General features: G+C 38.1%; 20 protein-coding genes. 6 read left to right on the top strand and 14 right to left on the bottom strand.

What is annotated here, in order from left to right:
• The first annotated feature begins 139 nt into the window (after window positions 1-139).
• Both EGT34_RS18700 and abaF read left to right on the top strand, forming a co-directional pair.
• On the top strand, window positions 140-1,720 hold the full coding sequence (locus EGT34_RS18700) for an aldehyde dehydrogenase (NADP(+)) (RefSeq protein ID WP_000932304.1): 1,581 nt from the start codon (window positions 140-142) through the stop codon (window positions 1,718-1,720).
• A 158-nt stretch (window positions 1,721-1,878) separates the two neighbouring features.
• Complete coding sequence (gene abaF, locus EGT34_RS18695; protein WP_000214017.1) at window positions 1,879-3,168, top strand: fosfomycin efflux MFS transporter AbaF; 1,290 nt, start codon at window positions 1,879-1,881, stop codon at window positions 3,166-3,168.
• Window positions 3,169-3,233: 65 nt separating this feature from the next.
• On the opposite strand, the gene EGT34_RS18690 is transcribed toward abaF, so the two are convergent.
• The 6 genes from EGT34_RS18690 to EGT34_RS18665 form a co-directional block, all read right to left on the bottom strand.
• A complete protein-coding gene (locus EGT34_RS18690) occupies window positions 3,234-3,986 on the bottom strand; it encodes an AraC family transcriptional regulator (RefSeq protein WP_024437431.1) in 753 nt (250 codons plus the stop codon).
• 44 nt (window positions 3,987-4,030) lie between these two features.
• The gene (locus EGT34_RS18685) at window positions 4,031-5,293 is read right to left on the bottom strand and encodes an FAD-dependent oxidoreductase (protein WP_000415238.1); all 1,263 of its coding nucleotides are present in this window, start codon (window positions 5,291-5,293) and stop codon (window positions 4,031-4,033) included.
• On the bottom strand, window positions 5,293-5,523 hold the full coding sequence (locus EGT34_RS18680; RefSeq protein ID WP_000615330.1) for a (2Fe-2S)-binding protein: 231 nt from the start codon (window positions 5,521-5,523) through the stop codon (window positions 5,293-5,295). Before EGT34_RS18680 ends, EGT34_RS18685 begins: the two co-directional genes overlap by 1 nt.
• On the bottom strand, window positions 5,524-6,627 hold the full coding sequence (locus tag EGT34_RS18675; protein ID WP_001258342.1) for an NAD(P)/FAD-dependent oxidoreductase: 1,104 nt from the start codon (window positions 6,625-6,627) through the stop codon (window positions 5,524-5,526). It abuts the gene before it with no gap.
• The gene (locus EGT34_RS18670; RefSeq protein WP_000859587.1) at window positions 6,624-7,556 is read right to left on the bottom strand and encodes a 4-hydroxyproline epimerase; all 933 of its coding nucleotides are present in this window, start codon (window positions 7,554-7,556) and stop codon (window positions 6,624-6,626) included. Before EGT34_RS18670 ends, EGT34_RS18675 begins: the two co-directional genes overlap by 4 nt.
• 168 nt (window positions 7,557-7,724) lie before the next feature.
• Window positions 7,725-8,408: a GntR family transcriptional regulator gene (locus EGT34_RS18665; protein WP_000174668.1), complete on the bottom strand. Its 684-nt coding sequence runs from the start codon at window positions 8,406-8,408 to the stop codon at window positions 7,725-7,727.
• Window positions 8,409-8,825: 417 nt separating this feature from the next.
• On the opposite strand from EGT34_RS18665, the gene EGT34_RS18660 reads away from it, so the two are divergent.
• On the top strand, window positions 8,826-9,734 hold the full coding sequence (locus EGT34_RS18660) for a DMT family transporter (RefSeq protein WP_000106978.1): 909 nt from the start codon (window positions 8,826-8,828) through the stop codon (window positions 9,732-9,734).
• A gap of 56 nt (window positions 9,735-9,790) precedes the next feature.
• Here EGT34_RS18660 and EGT34_RS18655 read toward each other — a convergent pair whose 3' ends face one another.
• The 4 genes from EGT34_RS18655 to EGT34_RS18635 form a co-directional block, all read right to left on the bottom strand.
• Window positions 9,791-10,726: a dihydrodipicolinate synthase family protein gene (locus tag EGT34_RS18655; RefSeq protein WP_000065199.1), complete on the bottom strand. Its 936-nt coding sequence runs from the start codon at window positions 10,724-10,726 to the stop codon at window positions 9,791-9,793.
• Between the two features lie 861 nt (window positions 10,727-11,587).
• Window positions 11,588-12,022 (bottom strand): I78 family peptidase inhibitor, encoded by a 435-nt coding sequence (locus EGT34_RS18645; protein ID WP_000720060.1) that lies wholly within the window; start codon window positions 12,020-12,022, stop codon window positions 11,588-11,590.
• A 161-nt stretch (window positions 12,023-12,183) separates the two neighbouring features.
• Entirely contained in the window at window positions 12,184-12,636 is a 453-nt protein-coding gene (gene soxR / locus EGT34_RS18640; RefSeq protein WP_000004112.1) for a redox-sensitive transcriptional activator SoxR, read from the bottom strand.
• A 188-nt stretch (window positions 12,637-12,824) separates the two neighbouring features.
• Complete coding sequence (locus EGT34_RS18635) at window positions 12,825-13,112, bottom strand: hypothetical protein (protein ID WP_000342965.1); 288 nt, start codon at window positions 13,110-13,112, stop codon at window positions 12,825-12,827.
• Window positions 13,113-13,538: 426 nt separating this feature from the next.
• Here EGT34_RS18635 and EGT34_RS18630 point away from each other — a divergent pair, with 426 nt between their 5' ends.
• Window positions 13,539-14,198 carry an epoxyqueuosine reductase QueH gene (locus EGT34_RS18630; protein ID WP_071543100.1) on the top strand — a complete coding sequence of 220 codons (660 nt, stop codon included), beginning with the start codon at window positions 13,539-13,541 and terminating at the stop codon, window positions 14,196-14,198.
• A gap of 314 nt (window positions 14,199-14,512) precedes the next feature.
• The gene (locus EGT34_RS18625; RefSeq protein ID WP_000615565.1) at window positions 14,513-14,971 is read left to right on the top strand and encodes a GNAT family N-acetyltransferase; all 459 of its coding nucleotides are present in this window, start codon (window positions 14,513-14,515) and stop codon (window positions 14,969-14,971) included.
• Window positions 14,972-15,050: 79 nt separating this feature from the next.
• Here EGT34_RS18625 and EGT34_RS18620 read toward each other — a convergent pair whose 3' ends face one another.
• The 4 genes from EGT34_RS18620 to EGT34_RS18605 all read right to left on the bottom strand — a co-directional run bounded on the left by EGT34_RS18620 (window position 15,051) and on the right by EGT34_RS18605 (window position 18,686).
• Window positions 15,051-16,208, bottom strand: a complete 1,158-nt coding sequence (locus tag EGT34_RS18620) for a winged helix-turn-helix domain-containing protein (RefSeq protein WP_000204300.1) — start codon at window positions 16,206-16,208, stop codon at window positions 15,051-15,053.
• A gap of 133 nt (window positions 16,209-16,341) precedes the next feature.
• Window positions 16,342-17,520, bottom strand: a complete 1,179-nt coding sequence (locus tag EGT34_RS18615) for a cyanate transporter (protein WP_000813790.1) — start codon at window positions 17,518-17,520, stop codon at window positions 16,342-16,344.
• Window positions 17,520-18,002: a nucleoside deaminase gene (locus tag EGT34_RS18610; RefSeq protein ID WP_000646721.1), complete on the bottom strand. Its 483-nt coding sequence runs from the start codon at window positions 18,000-18,002 to the stop codon at window positions 17,520-17,522. The genes EGT34_RS18615 and EGT34_RS18610 overlap by 1 nt, the downstream gene beginning before the upstream one ends.
• Window positions 18,003-18,017: 15 nt before the next feature.
• On the bottom strand, window positions 18,018-18,686 hold the full coding sequence (locus EGT34_RS18605) for an ankyrin repeat domain-containing protein (RefSeq protein ID WP_001232210.1): 669 nt from the start codon (window positions 18,684-18,686) through the stop codon (window positions 18,018-18,020).
• A 151-nt stretch (window positions 18,687-18,837) separates the two neighbouring features.
• Between EGT34_RS18605 and EGT34_RS18600 the strand changes: the two genes are divergently transcribed.
• The gene (locus EGT34_RS18600) at window positions 18,838-19,689 is read left to right on the top strand and encodes a LysR family transcriptional regulator (protein WP_000460185.1); all 852 of its coding nucleotides are present in this window, start codon (window positions 18,838-18,840) and stop codon (window positions 19,687-19,689) included.
• Window positions 19,690-19,691 lie beyond the last annotated feature (2 nt).

Here is a 19,691-nt window from a genome sequence, read left to right as displayed (position 1 = left end):
AAACACATATAAGTTAAGGTTTTCTTTTGATTAATACCGTATACAAAATACAATATTTTCAAATGTAAAACCTTCGCTTTGATAACTCTCCAACGTCATAAGAACCACTTTTGACGTTCACTCTCAAGTGAGGTTGATAATGTTAAATATTACTGGTCAAAATTTTATTGCAGGTCAACGTTCAAGTGCAGGCAGTAAGTTTGTATTAAGCTACGATGCTGCAACAGATGAAGCATTACCCTATCAATTTGCTCAAGCAACTCCTGAAGAAATTGATCAGGCAGCTCAAGCAGCTGCATTGGCTTATCCGGCTTTTAGACAAACTACGCCAGAACAACGCGCTGTTTTTCTAGAAACGATTGCCAGTGAAATTGATGCGCTTGATGACCAGTTTATTGCAACAGTCTGTCAAGAAACTGCTTTGCCGGAAGCGCGTATTCGCGGTGAACGTGGGCGGACCACAGGTCAATTACGCCTATTTGCTCAAGTATTACGCCGTGGTGACTATTTAGGTGCCCGTATTGATTTGGCTTTACCTGAGCGCCAGCCACTTCCACGTCCAGATTTACGTCAATATAAAATCGGTGTTGGACCAGTGGCCGTATTTGGCGCAAGTAATTTCCCTCTAGCCTTTTCTACTGCGGGTGGCGATACCGCTTCAGCACTTGCTGCTGGATGTCCAGTTATTGTGAAGGCGCATAGCGGTCACATGGCAACGGCCGAATCTATTGCAAATGCCATTTGTAGTGCGATTGAGAAATGCGCTATGCCAAAAGGTATCTTTAGCATGATTTATGGTCAAGGTGTCGGTGAACCACTGGTAAAACATCCAGCAATTAAAGCTGTTGGATTTACAGGTTCACTCAAAGGTGGCCGTGCTCTCAGTGATTTAGCTGCTGCACGTCCTGAACCCATTCCTGTTTTTGCCGAAATGTCGAGCATTAACCCAATGATTTTATTACCCGAAGCTCTAAAAGTGCGTGGTGATAAAATTGCGACCGAACTTAGTGGTTCAGTGGTTTTAGGCTGCGGTCAGTTTTGTACTAATCCGGGTTTAATTATTGGAATTAAATCACCTGAATTTAGCCAATTTCTTGACCAGTTCAAGGCTACAATGGCTCAGCAACCGCCACAAACCATGCTTAATAAAGGCACTTTAAGAAGCTATGAACATGGTCTTAAAGAGTTACTCGTACATGACAAAATTGAGCATTTAGCGGGTCAACCACAACAAGGCCAGCAAGCCTATCCTCAGCTCTTTAAAGCCGATGTATCTCTTTTATTAGAGCATGATGAATTACTTCAAGAAGAAGTATTCGGCCCAACGACGATTGTGATTGAAGTTGAATCGGCAGAGCAGCTTGCTCTCACATTAAGCGGTCTACGTGGTCAACTTACAGCATCATTAATTGCCGAGCCACAAGATTTTGAGAACTTCGCAACCCTTATTCCATTACTTGAAGAAAAAGCAGGACGTTTACTTCTAAATGGTTACCCAACAGGTGTGGAAGTCTGTGATGCCATGGTTCATGGCGGGCCATATCCTGCAACTTCAGATGCACGCGGTACATCGGTAGGAACCTTAGCAATCGAGCGTTATTTACGACCAGTATGCTATCAAAACTATCCAGATCACTTATTGCCACTCGCCCTTCAAAATGCCAATCCGCTTGGTATTGCGCGCTTGGTCAATGGTGAAATGAGTAAAGCTGCTCTTTAATTTTTTTAAAGGAGTTTATCCAAGAGATGAACTCCTTTTTTTAGTTCAAAGCCTCCAGCGTAACCGCACATTATTTAAATAAAAAAGTGCAAAAAATGAATAGCAAGATGCTTCATCAAATCAATGCGTAACATATTTTCAAATAAGGATATTGGTATATGACGACAACACTAAAAAAGGTAGTAGCGGCCTCCATGGTTGGCTCCGTAGCAGAATGGTATGAATTTTTCCTTTATGGAACAGCCTCAGCCCTTGTCTTTGGCGAACTTTTCTTTCAACAAACTGGCAATGCTATAGATGGCATTTTGGCGGCCTTTGCCCTCTATGCTGTTGGCTTTTTAGCAAGACCCCTCGGTGGCCTCGTGTTTGGGCATTACGGCGATAAAATTGGACGTAAGAAATTATTGCAAATTAGCCTGATTATTGTCGGTATCACTACTTTTTTAATGGGCTGTATTCCGACCTTTCATCAAATTGGCTATTGGGCTCCTACATTCCTAGTGATACTGCGTTTAATTCAAGGTTTTGCTTTTGGTGGTGAATGGGGCGGCGCAGTTATTTTAGTTTCAGAGCACAGTCCAGATGATCGCAGAGGTTATTGGGCAAGCTGGCCACAAACTGGTGTACCGCTCGGAAATTTAGTAGCCACACTGGTTTTATTATTACTTTCAAAAAACCTCTCACCCGAACAATTCCTAGACTGGGGATGGCGCTGTGCATTCTGGTTCTCAGCAGTCGTGGTACTAATTGGTTTATGGATTCGAAAAAATGTAGACGATGCCGAAGTGTTTAAAGAAGCACAGGCCAAACAACAGCTTCTTGAAAAGCAACAACTCGGGATTATTGAGGTTTTAAAATATCATAAGAAATCTGTTATTGCGGGTATCGGTGCCAGATTTGCAGAAAACATTTTGTACTATATGGTAGTTACTTTTTCGATCAGTTATTTAAAGTTAGTCGTCCATAAAGATACTTCGCAGATCTTACTGCTCATGTTTGGCGCTCATCTGATCCATTTCTTTATTATTCCTTTTATGGGGCATTTAAGCGATATATTTGGCCGCAAACCTATTTATCTTATTGGGGCTGTACTTACTGCTTTTTGGGGTTTTGTCGGCTTTCCTTTAATGGATACAGGCAATGACTGGCTCATTATGTTAGCAATTGTGCTTGGTTTATTTATTGAGTCCATGACCTATTCGCCTTACTCTGCCCTAATGACTGAGTTATTTCCTACTCATATTCGCTACACGGCGCTTTCATTTTGTTATCAAGTCGCACCCATTATGGCAGGTTCGCTTGCTCCATTAATTGCCCTAACATTACTCAAAGAATTTAATAGTTCGATTCCGATTTCTTTATATTTGGTTGCCGCAAGTCTAATCTCTATTGTCTCGATTTTGCTAGTTAAAGAAACCAAAGGCCGATCTCTAGCTTTTAAAGATTAATCTTTGATATACAAATTCAGCACTTAATAATGATTTGGGTTGTTCTATACAACCCATTTTTTTATCTAAATATTTTTGATAGAGGCCCGATACAAAGTAGGTGACATGCCTGTATGCAACTTAAACTGACGACAAAAAGCACTATGGTCGGTATAACCACAGCGTAAACCAATTTGAGTAATCGGTAAGTCAGTCGCAAGCAGTTCAGTGGCGACTTGGAGACGAATTTTGCTAATCATTTGCCGAGGCGTTAAATGGTATATTTTTTTGCAATAACGTTCTAACTGAGCCACCGACACGCCAGCAATTGCGGTCAAATGCGCCAAAGTAATGGTTTCGGCGTAATTCTTTTTAATATATTCCTCAACCTGAACCATTTTATAAAAAGCAGGATGTGTATTTTCAGGCACATTTAAAACATTAGAAATACCCGCTATTCCTACTAGGTTTCCATCCGCATCAAATAAAGGTTCTTTATAAGTTAAACACCAACCCGACTGATTTTTTGCATATAAATGTAGTTCTAATTGCTCTGTTAACTTTTTACCGCGGCGAATGACTTGCAAGTCTTGCGATGTATATATTTTTCCAAGTGAATGAGGAAAAACTTCAGAAGAGGTTTTTCCCAATATTGCAGTTTTATCCTTTAGACCGCAGCGATTTACTAATGTTTGATTGACAAAGACATAGCGTGCTTCGGTATTTTTGATGAAAAACACCACCGAAGATAAAGCATCAAACAATGGTTCTATACTTTCCAGATTTTTTAAGAAATCTTCCAAAGTGGTAGTTAATTTCGGAATTTGAACCAAAGTCATGAGCTAGAGCGGACAAAGTTATAACTTGTCTACTCTAGAACATTTCATTTTTGATTTAAAGGAGAAGTAGACATCGCCATGAGGCTTTTTACACGAGTAGGAAGTAATGGTGGTCGAGAGTTAGGCAACTGCCAATCAAATAAACAAGCTGCTGCTGTTGCACACGTGCTTCCTTGGCACGCCCCCATTCCACAGCGTGTATGTAATTTTGCATCAATCCAACTATTACGCTCGGCAACTTTATCAAAAGTTACATCTTCACATCGACAAAAAATAGTTTCTGGGCGTGCAAGCGTTTTTAACTCAGCACGTAACTTAAAGCTTTTCTCAAGGAGATGTGCAAATAAACGATATCGTTGTCTTTGAGCAAATAATTGTCTCGCTTTTTCATTTTGGCCTATAGCGGCATAACCTGCGATGCTACCTTCAACCATCGCCAGCTCACTTCCGCCAAAACCTGTACACTCACCTGCTGCCCACACCTGTGGCTGTGATGTACGTTGATAGTCATCGACCGTAATCGCATTGTCCTTAATTTGACAACCCATTAACTGCCCTAATTGAGTATTCGGGACTAAACCAAATCCGCACGCGAGTCGATCACACTCAATTTCAATGATTCCCTTCGGCGTTTGTAGCCTTACCCGTTCAAGACGCTCCTGACCAATCGCCTCAACCACATAACTGTCAGGTTGATATAAACGATAAGGCAAAGATAACGCCTGTATTATTTTCGCAGGCCAACGCCAAAGTTGTAGTGCAAACTTACGAACGGAAGATGAAGCCGCCTGTTCGGCAACATAGAGAACTTGAGCCTCTGCTTTTTTTGCCGTATCCGCACTTGCTAAAAGTAATGGCCCTGAACCTGCAATCACAATGCGTTCATTTTTGACAGGTGTGCCTGCTTTAATTAAGGCTTGCAAACCACCTGCCCCTGTTACGCCAGGTAAAGTCCAACCGGGAAAAGGCAAAAACAGTTCTCTTGCTCCCGTACACAATATAAGCTGGCGATAAGACAAGTTTAGGCTGTCGTGAGGTCGCTCAACGAGTAACTGGCCTGCAAAAGGTGCGGCGACAATTTTCGCACCAAACATAAATTCAATATTAGAATGAGCCTTAATTTGTTGATATTTCTGCTGCGCCATTTCAGGTACGGGAAAAATCGGTCCAGCCCGCCAGATTTGACCACCCGCCTGTGGGTTATTATCCAATATTAAAATTCGACCGCCACTTTCGGCGGCTGTAATAGCAGCTGACAACCCTGCAGGCCCAGCACCGACAACCACCACTTCGTATTGTTTTTCCATTATTGTGTTTCCACTTTCATGTCTTGCTGGCACAGCGTCTGACAAGCAAGCACTCTGAGTCCATTAATATTGACACGGCATTCCTGACACACTCCCATTCCACAAAATGGAGTGCGTTTTTCACCACAGACAGACAAACGACTATAAGACTTCGCTTGTGCTAAAGCAGCAGCAACACTGGTGCCCTCAATCACAGAAACCGATTGTCCGTTAATAAAAAGCTGAATCATCTATGCAGCTCCTATAAAGCGATGAGGTAAAAAAGGTTCTGGATCTATATCAAAAGTTAATCCACATATGTGTGAGGCAATCAGTTTTGCTGTACCTGTTGCTGTGGTTACACCTAAACCTTCATGCCCAACCGCTAAATAAACCGATTGAAATGCAGGATGTCGTCCAATTACTGGAATACCATCGGGTGTGGCTGCGCGAAAGCCAGTCCATGCCCGAATAACATTAAGATCAGCCAAAGCTGGGAAATAATCAGTAGCTTCTTTAAGTACCCGAGTAAAGACTTCTGGCTCTACAGTTGGATCAACCGTATTGAACTGACGAGATGACCCAATAAAAAGCTGGCCCGTCGGTCTAGGCTGAATATTACAAGCCACCGAAATTCCACTTGTCGCTTGAGTACTGGCCGCATAAGCCAAAGCCACCAACGTATGCTTTACATTTAATTCAGGGTAACGGTCAGTAATCGCCAAATGACCTTTTTTAGGTTCAATCGGTAGCTCTGGAAAAAAATCTGTCGCATGAATACCGTTAGCCAAAACGATATGTGCAGCTTCTAGCCATGTGCCATCACTTAACTGAACCCGATTTTCTTCAATATGAATAACTTTAGCTTGTTGAACCTGAACCTTGTGGGGAAATTTTTTTAATAACCATTCAGCAGCACAAGGTGCATATAAAATTCCATCATCAAAAACTTCTAAACCACCATAAAGACCCTGCTTTAAGTGAGGTTCAAGCTGATGAACTTCATCTGCGTTTCGAAGTTGGCAACGGGCACCTTGTGCAGTGAGACGTTGATATTTTTCCTCAGCAATCTGCATTTCTTCTGGGCTACTTGCCAGCCATAAAGTTGGCGTTTGGCGATAGGCACATTCTTCCGAAAGTTCGTGTCCTAATTCATGCCATAGCTGAACTGACCAATGACTAAGTTTTAATTCGGCTTCCAAGTCATCCATAATGACCAAATGCCCCATGCCCGCGGCTGTGGCACCACCGATCCGAGCATCCAAAACTTGCACATTTAACCCTTGCCGAGCCAATTCATAAGCACATGCCGCCCCCACAATACCTGCACCAATGACGATGGCATCGGTTCTCATAGCTGAATACCCCAAGCAAATGGGTCATTTTCATCCATAAATAAAGTTGCTTCAGCACTCATGTAAGCTTCTCCACGAATGGTTGGAATCACATATTCCCCTGCTTGCTCATAAGAGGCAATAAACTGGCTACCAATAATGCTGGCTTGTTTCCATAACTTTCCTGACTCAAGTTTGCCATCTGCAGCCAAGCAAGCAATTTTCGCACTGGTTCCGGTTCCACACGGTGAACGGTCATAGGCCTTGCCTGGACAAAGCACGAAATTTTTACTGTCTGCTTCGGCGTCACTCGCAAATAATTCGATATGGTCAATTTCTTGCCCATCTTTACCGGTTATTCCTTGTGCCGTAAGCGCTTGTCTAACCGTCCACGCATATTCAGTAAGTTGATCTAAATTATCACTTGCAACACGTTGACCATGATCATTAATCAAGAAGAACCAGTTACCGCCCCATGCAATATCACCAGTAACTTTTCCATATTTTTCAACATTAACTTCGACTGCTTTTTTATAACGATATGCCGGTACATTTCGCACACTCACTGAATGATCTTCATGCAGTGTCGCTTCAACATCACCTACTGGAGTTTCAATTAAGTGTGTACCAACTTGTATTTTTCCCAAGTGTGCTAACGAAGCCACTAAACCAATCGTGCCATGACCACACATGCCTAGGTAGCCCGTGTTATTAAAGAAAATAACGCCCGCACTCGCTTTGGGATTCACTGGCTTACACAATAATGCGCCAACCAACACATCATTACCGCGCGGCTCTAACATGGTTGCTCTACGGAAATGGTCATATTGTTCTGATAATATTTTTCGGCGGCTTTCCATATCTCCTGTGCCTAAATCAGGAAAACCTTCAAGTACTAATCGTGTTGGTTCACCACCAGTATGAGAGTCCAAAATTTTTACTGTTTTCATAGAAGTATCCTTACATTTTCCTTTAGGATGACTGATCTCAAAACAGCAAGCTTGATCGTTTTCTTATAAATCTATGACGAAATCAGCATAGTGAAAACTTACTTCAGCTAAAATAAAGACAAAAAAATTAGGCCATTGGCCTAATTGAAATGATAAAGAATGCAGCGCTTATTTTTTCACATTTTTATGGTGAGGTAGGTGCTCATAAAGTGATTGGCACACACCATTAATATGCTCTTCAATTAACTTAACCGCCAAATCAACATCCTTGGCTTTACAGGCTTTCACAATTTCTTTGTGCTCATCATTTGCACGTGATTTGCCTTCGGAAACATTCATCTGCAATCTTAAATAACGCTCAATTTTATCGTAAATAGAACGAATTAATCCGAGCATATAAGGTCGCTGTGCTGGTTCATAAAGGCACGCATGTAACTGCCAATTTAATGTAGTCCAGCTTCCAATATCCATGTTATCAATAAAGGCATTACAAATTTCATCTGCCTTTTTATAAGTTTCTTCTGTCATATTCGGCACGGCGAGCTGAATCAGCTTCGTTTCTAACATAACCCGTACTTCAAAAATCTGAGCTAATTCTTCTTCAGAGATGCGGGTCACAATTGCACCGCGATTTTTTATAAACTCAACTAAACCTTCGGCTTCAAGTTGCTTTAAGGCTTCACGTACCGGAATTTTGCTGACATTAAATAGCTTGGCAATTTCATCCTGACGGATAGGCTCACCTTCAGCAATATGCCCTGCAATAATTGCTTCTCTAATATATTTGACAATAACTTCAGATACCGAAGGCATTGCACCAAGATTTGATACATTAAAAGATGGTAGCGTCACGAATATTCTCTTAACCTCAAAATATGACACAAACAAAAGGATGATAATTTTAGTCATCCACCATAATGAAATTATTGCTTTGAAAGCATCATTTTCGGTACGGTTTATCCTTCATACAAAGCTTTTAAAAACTATTTTTATATCACTATAAACCAATAATTTTTAAAATCATTCATATACAAAGTATACTTTATACCATTTAATTCACAAAACTATTATTAGACTATGCCGAAATCGTCATTATTTTATTGTATTTAACCAAGCAAATCGTCATAAATACCAGCATACTACCCTGTTCTCTTGACGGGAAACTGTCAAAAATTCTTATACATTGAGCTGATTATTCCTTACAAGGTAAAAATTATTATCTTGTAGAAATCTTGCTGCATAAAACTTTCAGAGTTTGAGTCACTTCATATGAGTACGCCAACAGAAGCAAAATTTTCCCTGACTTATTATACGGGTTTCTTATCTGTACTATTTGCTGCTTTTCTATGGGGTACGGCAGGCACAGCAGCATCTTTTGCAAAGGGCATCAGTCCACTTGTAATTGCTACTATTTCTGTGGGCTTCGGTGGTTTAATTCACACATTTTTAAGTTTAAAAGCTATTAAAAAAGATTACCGAAAGCTTTTTGACTATAAAACTAAAGTTTTGATTGCCGTCATTGTTTCTATTCTTTGTCCGTTTGCTTTTTATTCCTCGGTCTCATTAGCTGGTGTTTCTATTGGTACTGTTATTTCAATTGGCTGCGCCCCTTTGTTCTCAGTTATGCTTGAGTGGCTATTAGATAAACGTAAGCTTTCTTTAAAATGGCTTATCAGTTTTATTCTTGGTTTTTTAGGAGTCGTTTTACTCTCATATGCAGGCGAACATAGTCACCAACATCAAGGCGTCCAATCCGAACGGCTATTAGGTGTATTTTTTGGCTTACTCTCAAGTCTGAGTTATGCAACATATTCGTGGATTATGAAAAACTTAATCCATAAAGGCATCGACTCAAGAGCTGCCATGGGCGTGATCTTTGGGATTTCAGCAGTTCTGTTATTACCTACTTTATTAATTACAGCAACCCACCTATTTAATTATCCAAATAATATTTGGGTAGCCCTTTATATCCCAATCGTACCTATGTTCTTAGGCTATTTATTTTTTAGCTTTGGTTTAAAACGTATTCCAGCCAGTCAAGCCATGACGTTAGCTTTGGTCGAAATTCCTGTGGCAGCTTTATTGGCAGTTGTTGTCGTAGGCGAAAGTTTAACAATGAATAGTTATTTAGGTTTAGTTTTAATATTCCTCTGCGTTATTGTTCTCACTAAAAAATAAATAATAGAAATAAAAAAGAGGCTAAATTGTTAGCCTCTTTTTTTATAGATATTTACTTAGATTTCAGCTGACCAGTTACGGTACCAAGTACGGAATAATTCATACTGAGTTTCAACGTATTTACGTTGTGATTCACTCAATGCATCCGTTTCGTTAAAATGTAAGGTATATTCTTTATCGCCATTAAGTACCATTAAGTACTTGTAATAAAGGACTAAATCAGTACCTTCATCAAAAGACGATAAAACTTCTAAAGCGCTTGATAATTCTTGTGCCAAACGACGAGCTTTCGCATCCCCTGCTGCAGCTTTCTTACTAAGGTCAACCAACTGTAAAACTTCTTTAGGCAAAGCATTACCAATACCCGTAATTGCTCCCGTTGCATTGCAGTTAACGAAACCATGGAAAACTTGAGTATCTACACCAGCCATTAATGTCACAGAGTCATCTTGGGAAGTGATGAACTCAGCTGCATAACGCATATCAGCAGCACCACCAAACTCTTTAAAACCAATTAAGTTTGGAAATTCACGGCGTAATTCAAAAAACAAATCTGCACGAGTCGCAAATCCATAATACGGGCTATTGTAAATTACCGCAGGTAAGCTAGGAGCAGCTTTTAGAATCGCAGAAAAGTGTGCCTTTTGTGCAGTTGGCGATGCACCACGTGATAATACACGTGGAATTACCATAAGCCCTTGTGCACCTACTTTTTCTGCATGAGCTGCATGAGAAACGGCTTCTTTTGAATTAACTGCCCCAGTACCCACAATTGTCGGAATACCAGCAGCTACAAGTCGTGCTACACCTTCTTGACGTTGAGCTTCGGTCAATAAAGGCCAATCGCCCATTGAACCACAATACACTACCGCACTCATTCCCGCTTCAATAAGCTCATGCCCTTTTTTCACAAGCGCATCAAAATCTGGCTCACGGTTAGGAGTACATGGAGTCATTAGCGCCGGGATACATCCTGTGAAGATATTACTCATAATTATTCCTCAGTAATATAGTTAAAACTATTGGTAGTTGTACTTTTGAGTTAATCCATCTCAAAAGTTATGGAATGGGTATCAATAGCTGTCCAATCATTCTTCATATATCGTATACGATATACATAAAAAAGAATAGTCTTTGTTCTAAAATTCTTTTCATCTAAAAAAACGTATAAAAAACAAAGATAAAAACTGCAGAACTGATAAATAGGATATGTTTTGAAAGCTTTTTTCTGATTTATTAATAATAAAGATTCAAAAATTAAACGGGTCTGAAGAAAATTATTTACTTTCAAAAATGGTTAAAAAAGATACAGTAAACATTAGCCATTAGTCGCACATCCCTATTTTTACTCATTTTTACTGGTAAAGTGCTCTACATGGTTTGATACAACCTACTTAACTCAGATGCATAATTCACCTGTTACCTGCATCTGAAGTTTTTCTGCCTCTAGTTCCGCTAGGGGCTTTTTTTATGATTACTTAAAATATGTTCTATTCAATAGTTTGGAATAATACAAAGAAAAAAGCCTACTCAAGAAGCAGGCTTTTTTAATCATTTATTTTGAATCATTGGCTTTTTTAACTTTAGCATCGTAATGACGATAGCAATAACCAAAAACTGCTCCAGCACTAAAGAAAAACATTGCTTGCATCATAGCTCGGTCCTACACATGATTTAAAAGGAACTTAAAACTTAACACCTATGTTTGTTTTTCTTTGAATGAGGTTTAACAGGTTTTTGTGCATTATGAAAATTTATGTGATTAAGCTTAACAATTTATTTGGCTGACTAAAAAAGCCTGTCTTTTGACAGGCCTTCTTGTTCGAACTTAAATTAATTCTTTAATTAAAGAATTAACCACATGTTGCTTGAGTAATTTTTTTAGAAGTTGGATCAATTGTGACAGTTACTCGATTTGAACGATAATCCATTGTCATCGGTTGACCTGGAGCAACTTTACGAACAATTTCTGACTTCGTTTTTTGCTTAATTTGATCATCGGTTAAACCAGATAGCCCAACTAATTTTTGAGCTTCTTCTGAAACACAGTTCGCCTGATTATCACGGAATAATTTCCACTCTTCGACGACTTGTCCATTTGGCAAATGGCAATAACCTACCTGACCATTTGCTTCATTTCTAATTTCTAATTTCCCGCCTTGTTCAACGCAATATTGACTAGCAGGATTTGGTGAACCAATTTTTGGAGGAGTTGAATCTTTATGTTGTACTGATGAGCAAGCCGTTAACGAAACAAGCGCTAAACCAAGAAAGATAATTTTTTTCATAAATTTTGCTTCTTACTAAAAGAAATAAAGATATCAAAAAAATTTATGTTTTATATGACTTGTTTACAATAAAAAACCTTCATAGTGAGCAACTTACAAAATAATTCTCTATTGCAAATGTTAAATTATGATGCGTTATATCTAACAATAAAATTTATCTTCTATGGTCTTTCTAAAATACGCGGCCCGGCACCTTCTTGCCCCAACACATCATTGGGATTTCTTAATGGACATTGTTCTAATGACAAACAACCACATCCAATACACCAATCCATTTCGTCTCTGAGTCTTGTGAGTTTTTGAATACGCTCATCCAAATTCTTCCGCCAATCGAGAGATAGCTCTTTCCATTGTTGTGCAGTTAATTTAGAACCCATCGGATATTTACTTAGGGCTTGTTTTATTTCATCTAATGGAATACCAACTTTTTGAGCAATTTTAATGATCGCAATGTAGCGTAACACCACTAGAGTAAAACGGCGTTGGTTACCATTGGTTCTTATACTTTTAATTAAACCTTTAGATTCGTAAAAATGAAGGGTTGAAACTGCAACACCGCTACGTTTTGCAACCTCACCAACCGTTAACAAACGACTTTGATTCCTTTCACTCATTTTTATTAATCTCAAGCTTAGTTGAGGTCTTATAAAAGGATGCTAAAATTTTGTCAAATTGCAATCTAACTTTAACCTTTCAGCAATTTAATCTATTTATAAAAATTAAAAACTATAATTTGCAAAATTGAATAAAAAAACATCAAAATTATTTAAATTCACTATTCATTTTAGATTCAATAAAAATATTATGGTCTGTTTTCACAACCACATATCCAGAACATATTATAAACAAATGGCATAGGTGCGCCTAAAGGATAGACTTTAGCCTCCTCTATTTTATATGTCTTTTTTCTTGATTCGATATGTAAAATACTATCGCAACGTGCAATTACAGTTCCTTTTTTATATAGTTTTTTTCTTTCATTTTTTGCATCGAATTTATATACCAAAAAGTAAACTTTTTCCCCTACCTCTATCCTTGAATGATTAACCATAATGTAACCATTACAATACTTACATTGCCAATCGTCCATATCTTAAAATATCACATACTCAAATGAGAAAAATAGAATAACTGTTTTAGTATAAATTTATTAAAAATATAAATCTAAAAAAATATTTAAATTTAAAAAATAATACTTATTTGAGACGTTCATCACACAATTTTCCTAGCTAAAACTTAGTAGATAAATATATAAAAGACAAATAGTTACACAAATATAAAATTATTACTATTTTCCATTGAGTGCACTTTTTTAACAATAGAAAGTTAAAATTATTTTTAATAATATTACACAAATATAATATATTATTTGTTATATGTAATAAAATTAAAAAATACTTTATTATTCAGCACAAATAATAAAGATTAGATATTTTCATCATTAATTGAAAAAAATTCATTTTTATAAGCAGTTAAAAAATCTAAAATATATAAAAATATAACTTATTTTTTAATTATGGCTATTCAACGTCAAAAACTCGAACTCCCATCTGGACATAATAAATTATTACTCCATTCTTGCTGTGCTCCCTGCTCTGGAGAAGTAATGGAGACATTAATTGAGTCTAATATAAACTTTTCTATATTCTTTTATAATCCTAATATTCATCCGGTAAAAGAATATCTCATTCGTAAAGAAGAAAATATCTGCTTCGCAGAAAAACATAATATTCCCTTTATTGATGCAGATTATGACACCGATAATTGGTTTGCCCGTGCTAAAGGTATGGAAAATGAACCTGAACGCGGTATCCGCTGTACCATGTGTTTTGATATGCGCTTCGAGCGTACCGCTTTGTATGCATATGAACATGGGTTTAGTCTAATCAGCAGCTCATTAGGGATTTCAAGATGGAAAAATATGGCGCAAATCAATGACTGCGGGATTCGCGCTGCTTCACACTATCCCGATATTCAGTACTGGGACTACAACTGGCGAAAAAATGGTGGCTCTAGCCGCATGATTGAGATTAGTAAACGTGAAGAATTCTACCAGCAAGAATATTGTGGCTGTGTGTATTCCCTACGTGATACGAATCGCTGGCGTATGAGTAATGGTCGAGATCGCATTAAAATAGGTGTTAAGTTTTATAGTAATGCAATGGAAAATGATTAAAAAAACTTATAGCGATTCAAAAATAAATATTTAATTATATTTATTTACTTCTAGATTTTTCTAACCGCAAATAAAAAGAGCCACATCTGGAGAATGTGGCTAAAAGGTGTACTTAGACGAGCTTTGTTTTATTAGAATAATAAAGCTAGCTTAAAATAAGATTAATAAAAAAATTTTTATTTTAGAAAGTTATAAAAATAAGCAATTTCTTTTCTCATCAAATTTATTGTGTTAGTTTTTAATACTTTAATGTTTCTATAAAACATTTATATCCAACATATAATTTCATCAATTAGTCAGAATGAAGTGTAATTATGATTCAAAATGAAACGATCGAAGTCTCGCCAGTTCAACAACAAGACTATACTCAATGGTTAGAATATTGGGTTGCCTATCAAAATTTCTATCAGGTCAATTTACCCCTCCATATCACAAAAAAGACTTGGGATCGTTTTTTCGATGAAAAAGAACCTATTTATTGTGCTGTTGCCAAAAATAAAGAACGTATCTTAGGTTTTGTCACTTATATGTTTCATCGGTCTACTTGGGCAGAAAATAACTACTGTTATTTAGAAGATCTGTATGTATCACCTGAAGTTCGTGGACGACACATTGGTAAACAACTTATTGAGTATGTACAGAAGCAAGCCACCGAACATAGCTGTGAACGTTTATATTGGCATACTCAAGAAAGCAATCAAACAGCCCAAAAGCTCTATGATTGGATTGCACAAAATCCCGGCGTTATTCAGTACCGTATGTCTTTGAACTAAGTGAAGTTAAACACCAAAAATTTTTACTCTTTTGGTGTTTTAGCTTTAATCATTTTTGACTACCCAAATAGATTGGTACTTAAAGCTTGCTGCGAATGAGTTTGACTACCTTATCATTCACAGTTGAGCATTGATTAAATGCTGCAAAACGCTTGAGTTCCTGATCTAATTCAAAAAAGAAATGCTCTTTATCTTTTACCGTTTTTTCTAAATGTAGACTAATCACTTCTAGTTCTTTTACTGTCCGGTGTGCTTTACAGTCGATTCGTCCTACTAACTCATTTTGATAAAGAATAGGCAAACAAAAATATCCAAATACCCGTTTGGCCGCTGGTACATAGCATTCGATCCGATAATCAAATTCAAATAAAGAAGTTAAACGGTCACGATGAATAAGAGAGTTATCAAAAGGCGAAAGTATTTTTAGACCAAAATCAGTATCCAATTGTTGCTCTATTGCAGTTACATCAACATATAAAGTTTGTCCGTCGGCAAGTTTAATCGCTGATACGACACCTGCATCAATCTGCTCTTTTAGCACGACACGCATGGTTTCTTTTAAATCATTTTTCTTTAAATGAACCAATTGTTTCCACGTAAATGCACCATGAGCTCGAAGCGTATTATTAAATAAATACTGAGCATATTCGTAAAGCGTAGGCAAACTTAAATCAATATTTTCAGGTAGGCAGCGTTCAGTTAAATCGTAAACTTTTTCCATACCATTACGTTCACAGATCATCAGGTCACCTTGCATATATAACTGCTCAAAAGCACGGCGGCCTGGACCGGTATTCCACCAATTCCCTAAACTCTCTTTATTTTTCTTATCAATATCCCTTAACCGAATTTTACCTTCGGCACGAACACGTGCCAGAATTTCATTCATAAGGCGTTGATCGCCTCTATTAAAATAGCGACTTTCCCCTTTTCTGACAGACATCATTGCCGGTAATGCATATCGATAATCTTTCATAGGAAGATAAGATGCCGCATGATACCAATATTCGAAAATCTGCCGCTCACGAACCAAACTGTTTAAATGGCTTAAATCATAATTTGGCACTCGACTCCACAATATATGGTGATGAGCACGTTCAACGACAGATATGGTATCAATCTGTACATAACCTAAATGCTCAATCGCCTCTAATGTTCCTTGCCTACCTGCTGCGAATGGACTATTTTTTCCTAAGCCCTGTTTTAATAAAGCTATTTTTTTCAAAGAAGATGTCATAAAAATCAAATATTGTTGTGTTCATTTAAAAACTAAAAGTTTCAATATTATCCTATCACTTTTCTTTAACTATCTTCCCTTCAAAATAGTATTTCTTTGGGTCCGTAATATTCTTTAATCACCTAAACTTTTATTAGTGAATTTTGTTATAACTTCTTGGAGCTAACCTTACCACTAACACAATGACCAATATCACACTACATAAATGAAAAATCCAGCCTGCCTTATAAGTCCCTGTAAAGTCATGCAAAACTGCTACAAACCAAGGCGGTATTGCAGCAAGTAAAAAACCGCCTCCTTGCATAAGTGCAGATAAAGCACCCGCATTGTTCGGCTCTTCAAAATGATCTAATGCCACAATAAGTGTTAAGGCAAAACAACCTCCCAAGCCTATTCCTAAACAAATTGCCCATAACACAGATGCAAATTCAGGTATAAAAGCAAGTCCTGCAAAGCCAGCAAATTGCATGAATAGAGTAAACCACAACCACGGACGTCGATCTTTATATTGTCTAGCTAAAATAGGCAAAGACAGAGCCGAGGCTGCTTGACTCAAGGCAAGTAAGGCAAGCAATTTCCCACTTTGAGAAATACTCCAGCCATGATCTTGAAACGAAGGTGCCAGCCACGCAACCACCGAAGAATAGCCACCATTGACCAAACCAAAACACAGCATTAACAACCATGTTCTAGGTTTCTTTAATAACGTTTTTACAGGTGACAGATGGGCAGTCGAACTTACAATGGAGGGTAAAAAAATAAATGTTGATAATAATGCTAATACAGCGGGTATAGTAAAGAAAGCCAGCCCCAGTGACCATAGACCCGTTATATTGGAAATCACAGGTGCCAACCATGCGCCTAATGCACCACCACCCATAAGCATAGCTGAATAAAGCCCCATCATAGGCCCGATATGTTGACTAAACTCTCGTTTAATAATTCCTGGAAAAGCAGCCTGTATCAGCGCGACGCCTAAACCAATAATTATTGCACTAGCAATTAAACCCTCAGCTGTAGGAAATAAAAATCTAAGTGCGCATCCAATACAAATAGTCAGCAAAGCACCCAAAACAACTCTGCGTTCTCCAACCATGCTCTGTACGATTGGACCAATAAAGGCAATAAGTCCCATCAACATCATGGGCAATAAAGTGAGTAGAGCTATTCCTTGTAGACTTAATCCGGTACCTACTCGAATCTTTGAGACTAAAGGACCAATACTGGTCATAAAAGGTCTTAAATTAAGTCCAACCAGAGCGACTGTCAAAATAAGCATGGGACGAGCCAAGAAAGCTTCAGACTGCTTCATTACTTTAGGCCCGATTGCTTAGCTTGATAATTTTTCCAAAACACATAAAGATCGGTACGGTCTTCAAATCGAACAGGCACATATTCGATTTTCATGGACTGTTCAGCAAATGGTTTTACAAGATCGGCATATATTTCAGCTGTAGATAAACCAAATGGTGCGCCATCTTCATTAGAATAAGCATAGTTAACTGTTTTTATACCCGCTAAACGCATTGCAGCCATACACATAGGACATGGATGCCCGCTTGCAAATACCGAACAGCCTTCTAAATTCGCGGTTCCTAGAATTTGGCTGGCTGCACGAATTGCCAATAGTTCAGCATGTGCAGTCGGATCATTGGTTGTCAAAATTTGATTAACACCTGAAGCAATTACTTTGCCATCTTTTACAATTACTGCGCCAAATGGTCGGCCACCTTTTTCTATATTGTTATAAGCAAGCTCAATGGCTTGACGTAAAAATTCCTGATTTGCTTTCATTTATTCCTCCTCCATCTACTTTGCACCAGCTACAAGAAGGAGTTTTTCAATTTCACGATATCCTCTTGTACGTGCATGTTGTAATGGTGTGATCCCATCTTTATCTGCCAAATTCGGATTGGCACCAGCTTTTAGCAAAAGTGCCACAATTTGCTGATAGTTGGATTTGCCATTACCTAAAATGATTGCTTCTAGTAAAGCTGTCCAACCTAAATTATTGACATGATTTATGTTTACACCTGCAGCAATTAAAGTACGGACAGTTTCTACATGGCCCCGTTCTGCTGCTGGAATAAGCGCGGTTCCCCCATAACGGTTAGTACTCTTTAAATCGGCACCATGCATGAGTGTCATTCGTAAAATTTTTAAATAACCTTGTGCGCCTGCATACAAATAAGGACTATCTTGTATATTATCTTTAGCATTTACATCTGCGCCGGCCTCAATCAACATATGAGCAGCATGTAGATTGTTTGCTCTTGTTGCCACCATTAATGCTGTTGAACCTGTTTCATCACGTGCATCAATTAAGGTCTTTTGAGACAAAATATGTTTTATTAACTGAATATCGTCATTTGCAGCTGCCATGTGTAAAGGGTATTCATCCTTTGCATTTACCACATTTGTAAAACCCAAAGCACCCATCGCAATGATCAGATTGATCCATATGAGGGACTTACGCATGAAACACTCCAAATAAAAATGAATTGCATAACAATTTGGCACTAGAATAAGCGCGCTTAAAAGTATTTGAAAATTAAATTATTTAATCGATTGTATTAAGATTATAAATACTTAAGCATCTTGTTCTCTGTGTTATTGATGGTATTCATTTATGTTTGACCCTCGTCTTCTTCGTGCATTTGTAACCATTTTTGAAAGTGGTAGTTTTACAGCCGCCGCTGATAAGTTGCATCTGACACAATCAACTATTAGTCAGCAGTTAGCACGCCTCGAAGAATCGGTTGGTCACTCCCTTATTGATCGCACAGCAAGACCATTACAATTAACAGCTTCAGGTGAATATTTAATTGGTTATGCTCAAAGGATTTTGACGCTTCAACAAGAGGCCGAGGCGGTCTTAAAAGATCCAGCTGGCAGCATCCCTATTCGAATTGGATTGCCAGAAGATATGATGAGTACTGCTATGGCAGAAGTTTTCGGTCTATTCGCTCAAGAACATCGTACTATTCGGTTAGATGTCACTTCAGGCTTAAGCCGTAACCTGACAGAGCGCTATCGTAATGGTGAACTGGATATTGTTATTGTGAAAGAATCAGCAGCCAGCGCCGATTGTTATGCCTCTTTTCCTGAAGAAATGGCATGGTTTGAAAGTGAAAATGCGATTACATCTTTATCTGAACCAATTTGTTTAGTGACCTTTCCTCAAGGTGGACTTTATCGAGATGAAATGTTTGAAACATTAGAACGTGAACGGCGACGTTGGTATATTGCTTTTACAGGCAGTAGTTTAGAAAGTGTTCTAGTAAGTGTCGAAACAGGTTTGGGAATATCTTTACTACCAGTTAGTACAACAAAAGGCCGTCGTGTACGTAGATATAAATCTTTAGGTGAAGCTTCACCTATGGTTGTTTCAATTTATACATGGGAAAAAGCTGGGTTGATTTCCCAGCTTGTCGATCACATGACTACCGTTTTACATGATCGCTTCCAATCAGGCTCATAGGT

This window comes from Acinetobacter sp. FDAARGOS_558 (genome assembly GCF_003937785.1).
Lineage (GTDB): Bacteria > Pseudomonadota > Gammaproteobacteria > Pseudomonadales > Moraxellaceae > Acinetobacter > Acinetobacter baumannii.
The sequence above is the reverse complement of the archived record's forward strand: the minus strand, read 5'-3'. Positions and strand labels throughout refer to the sequence as shown.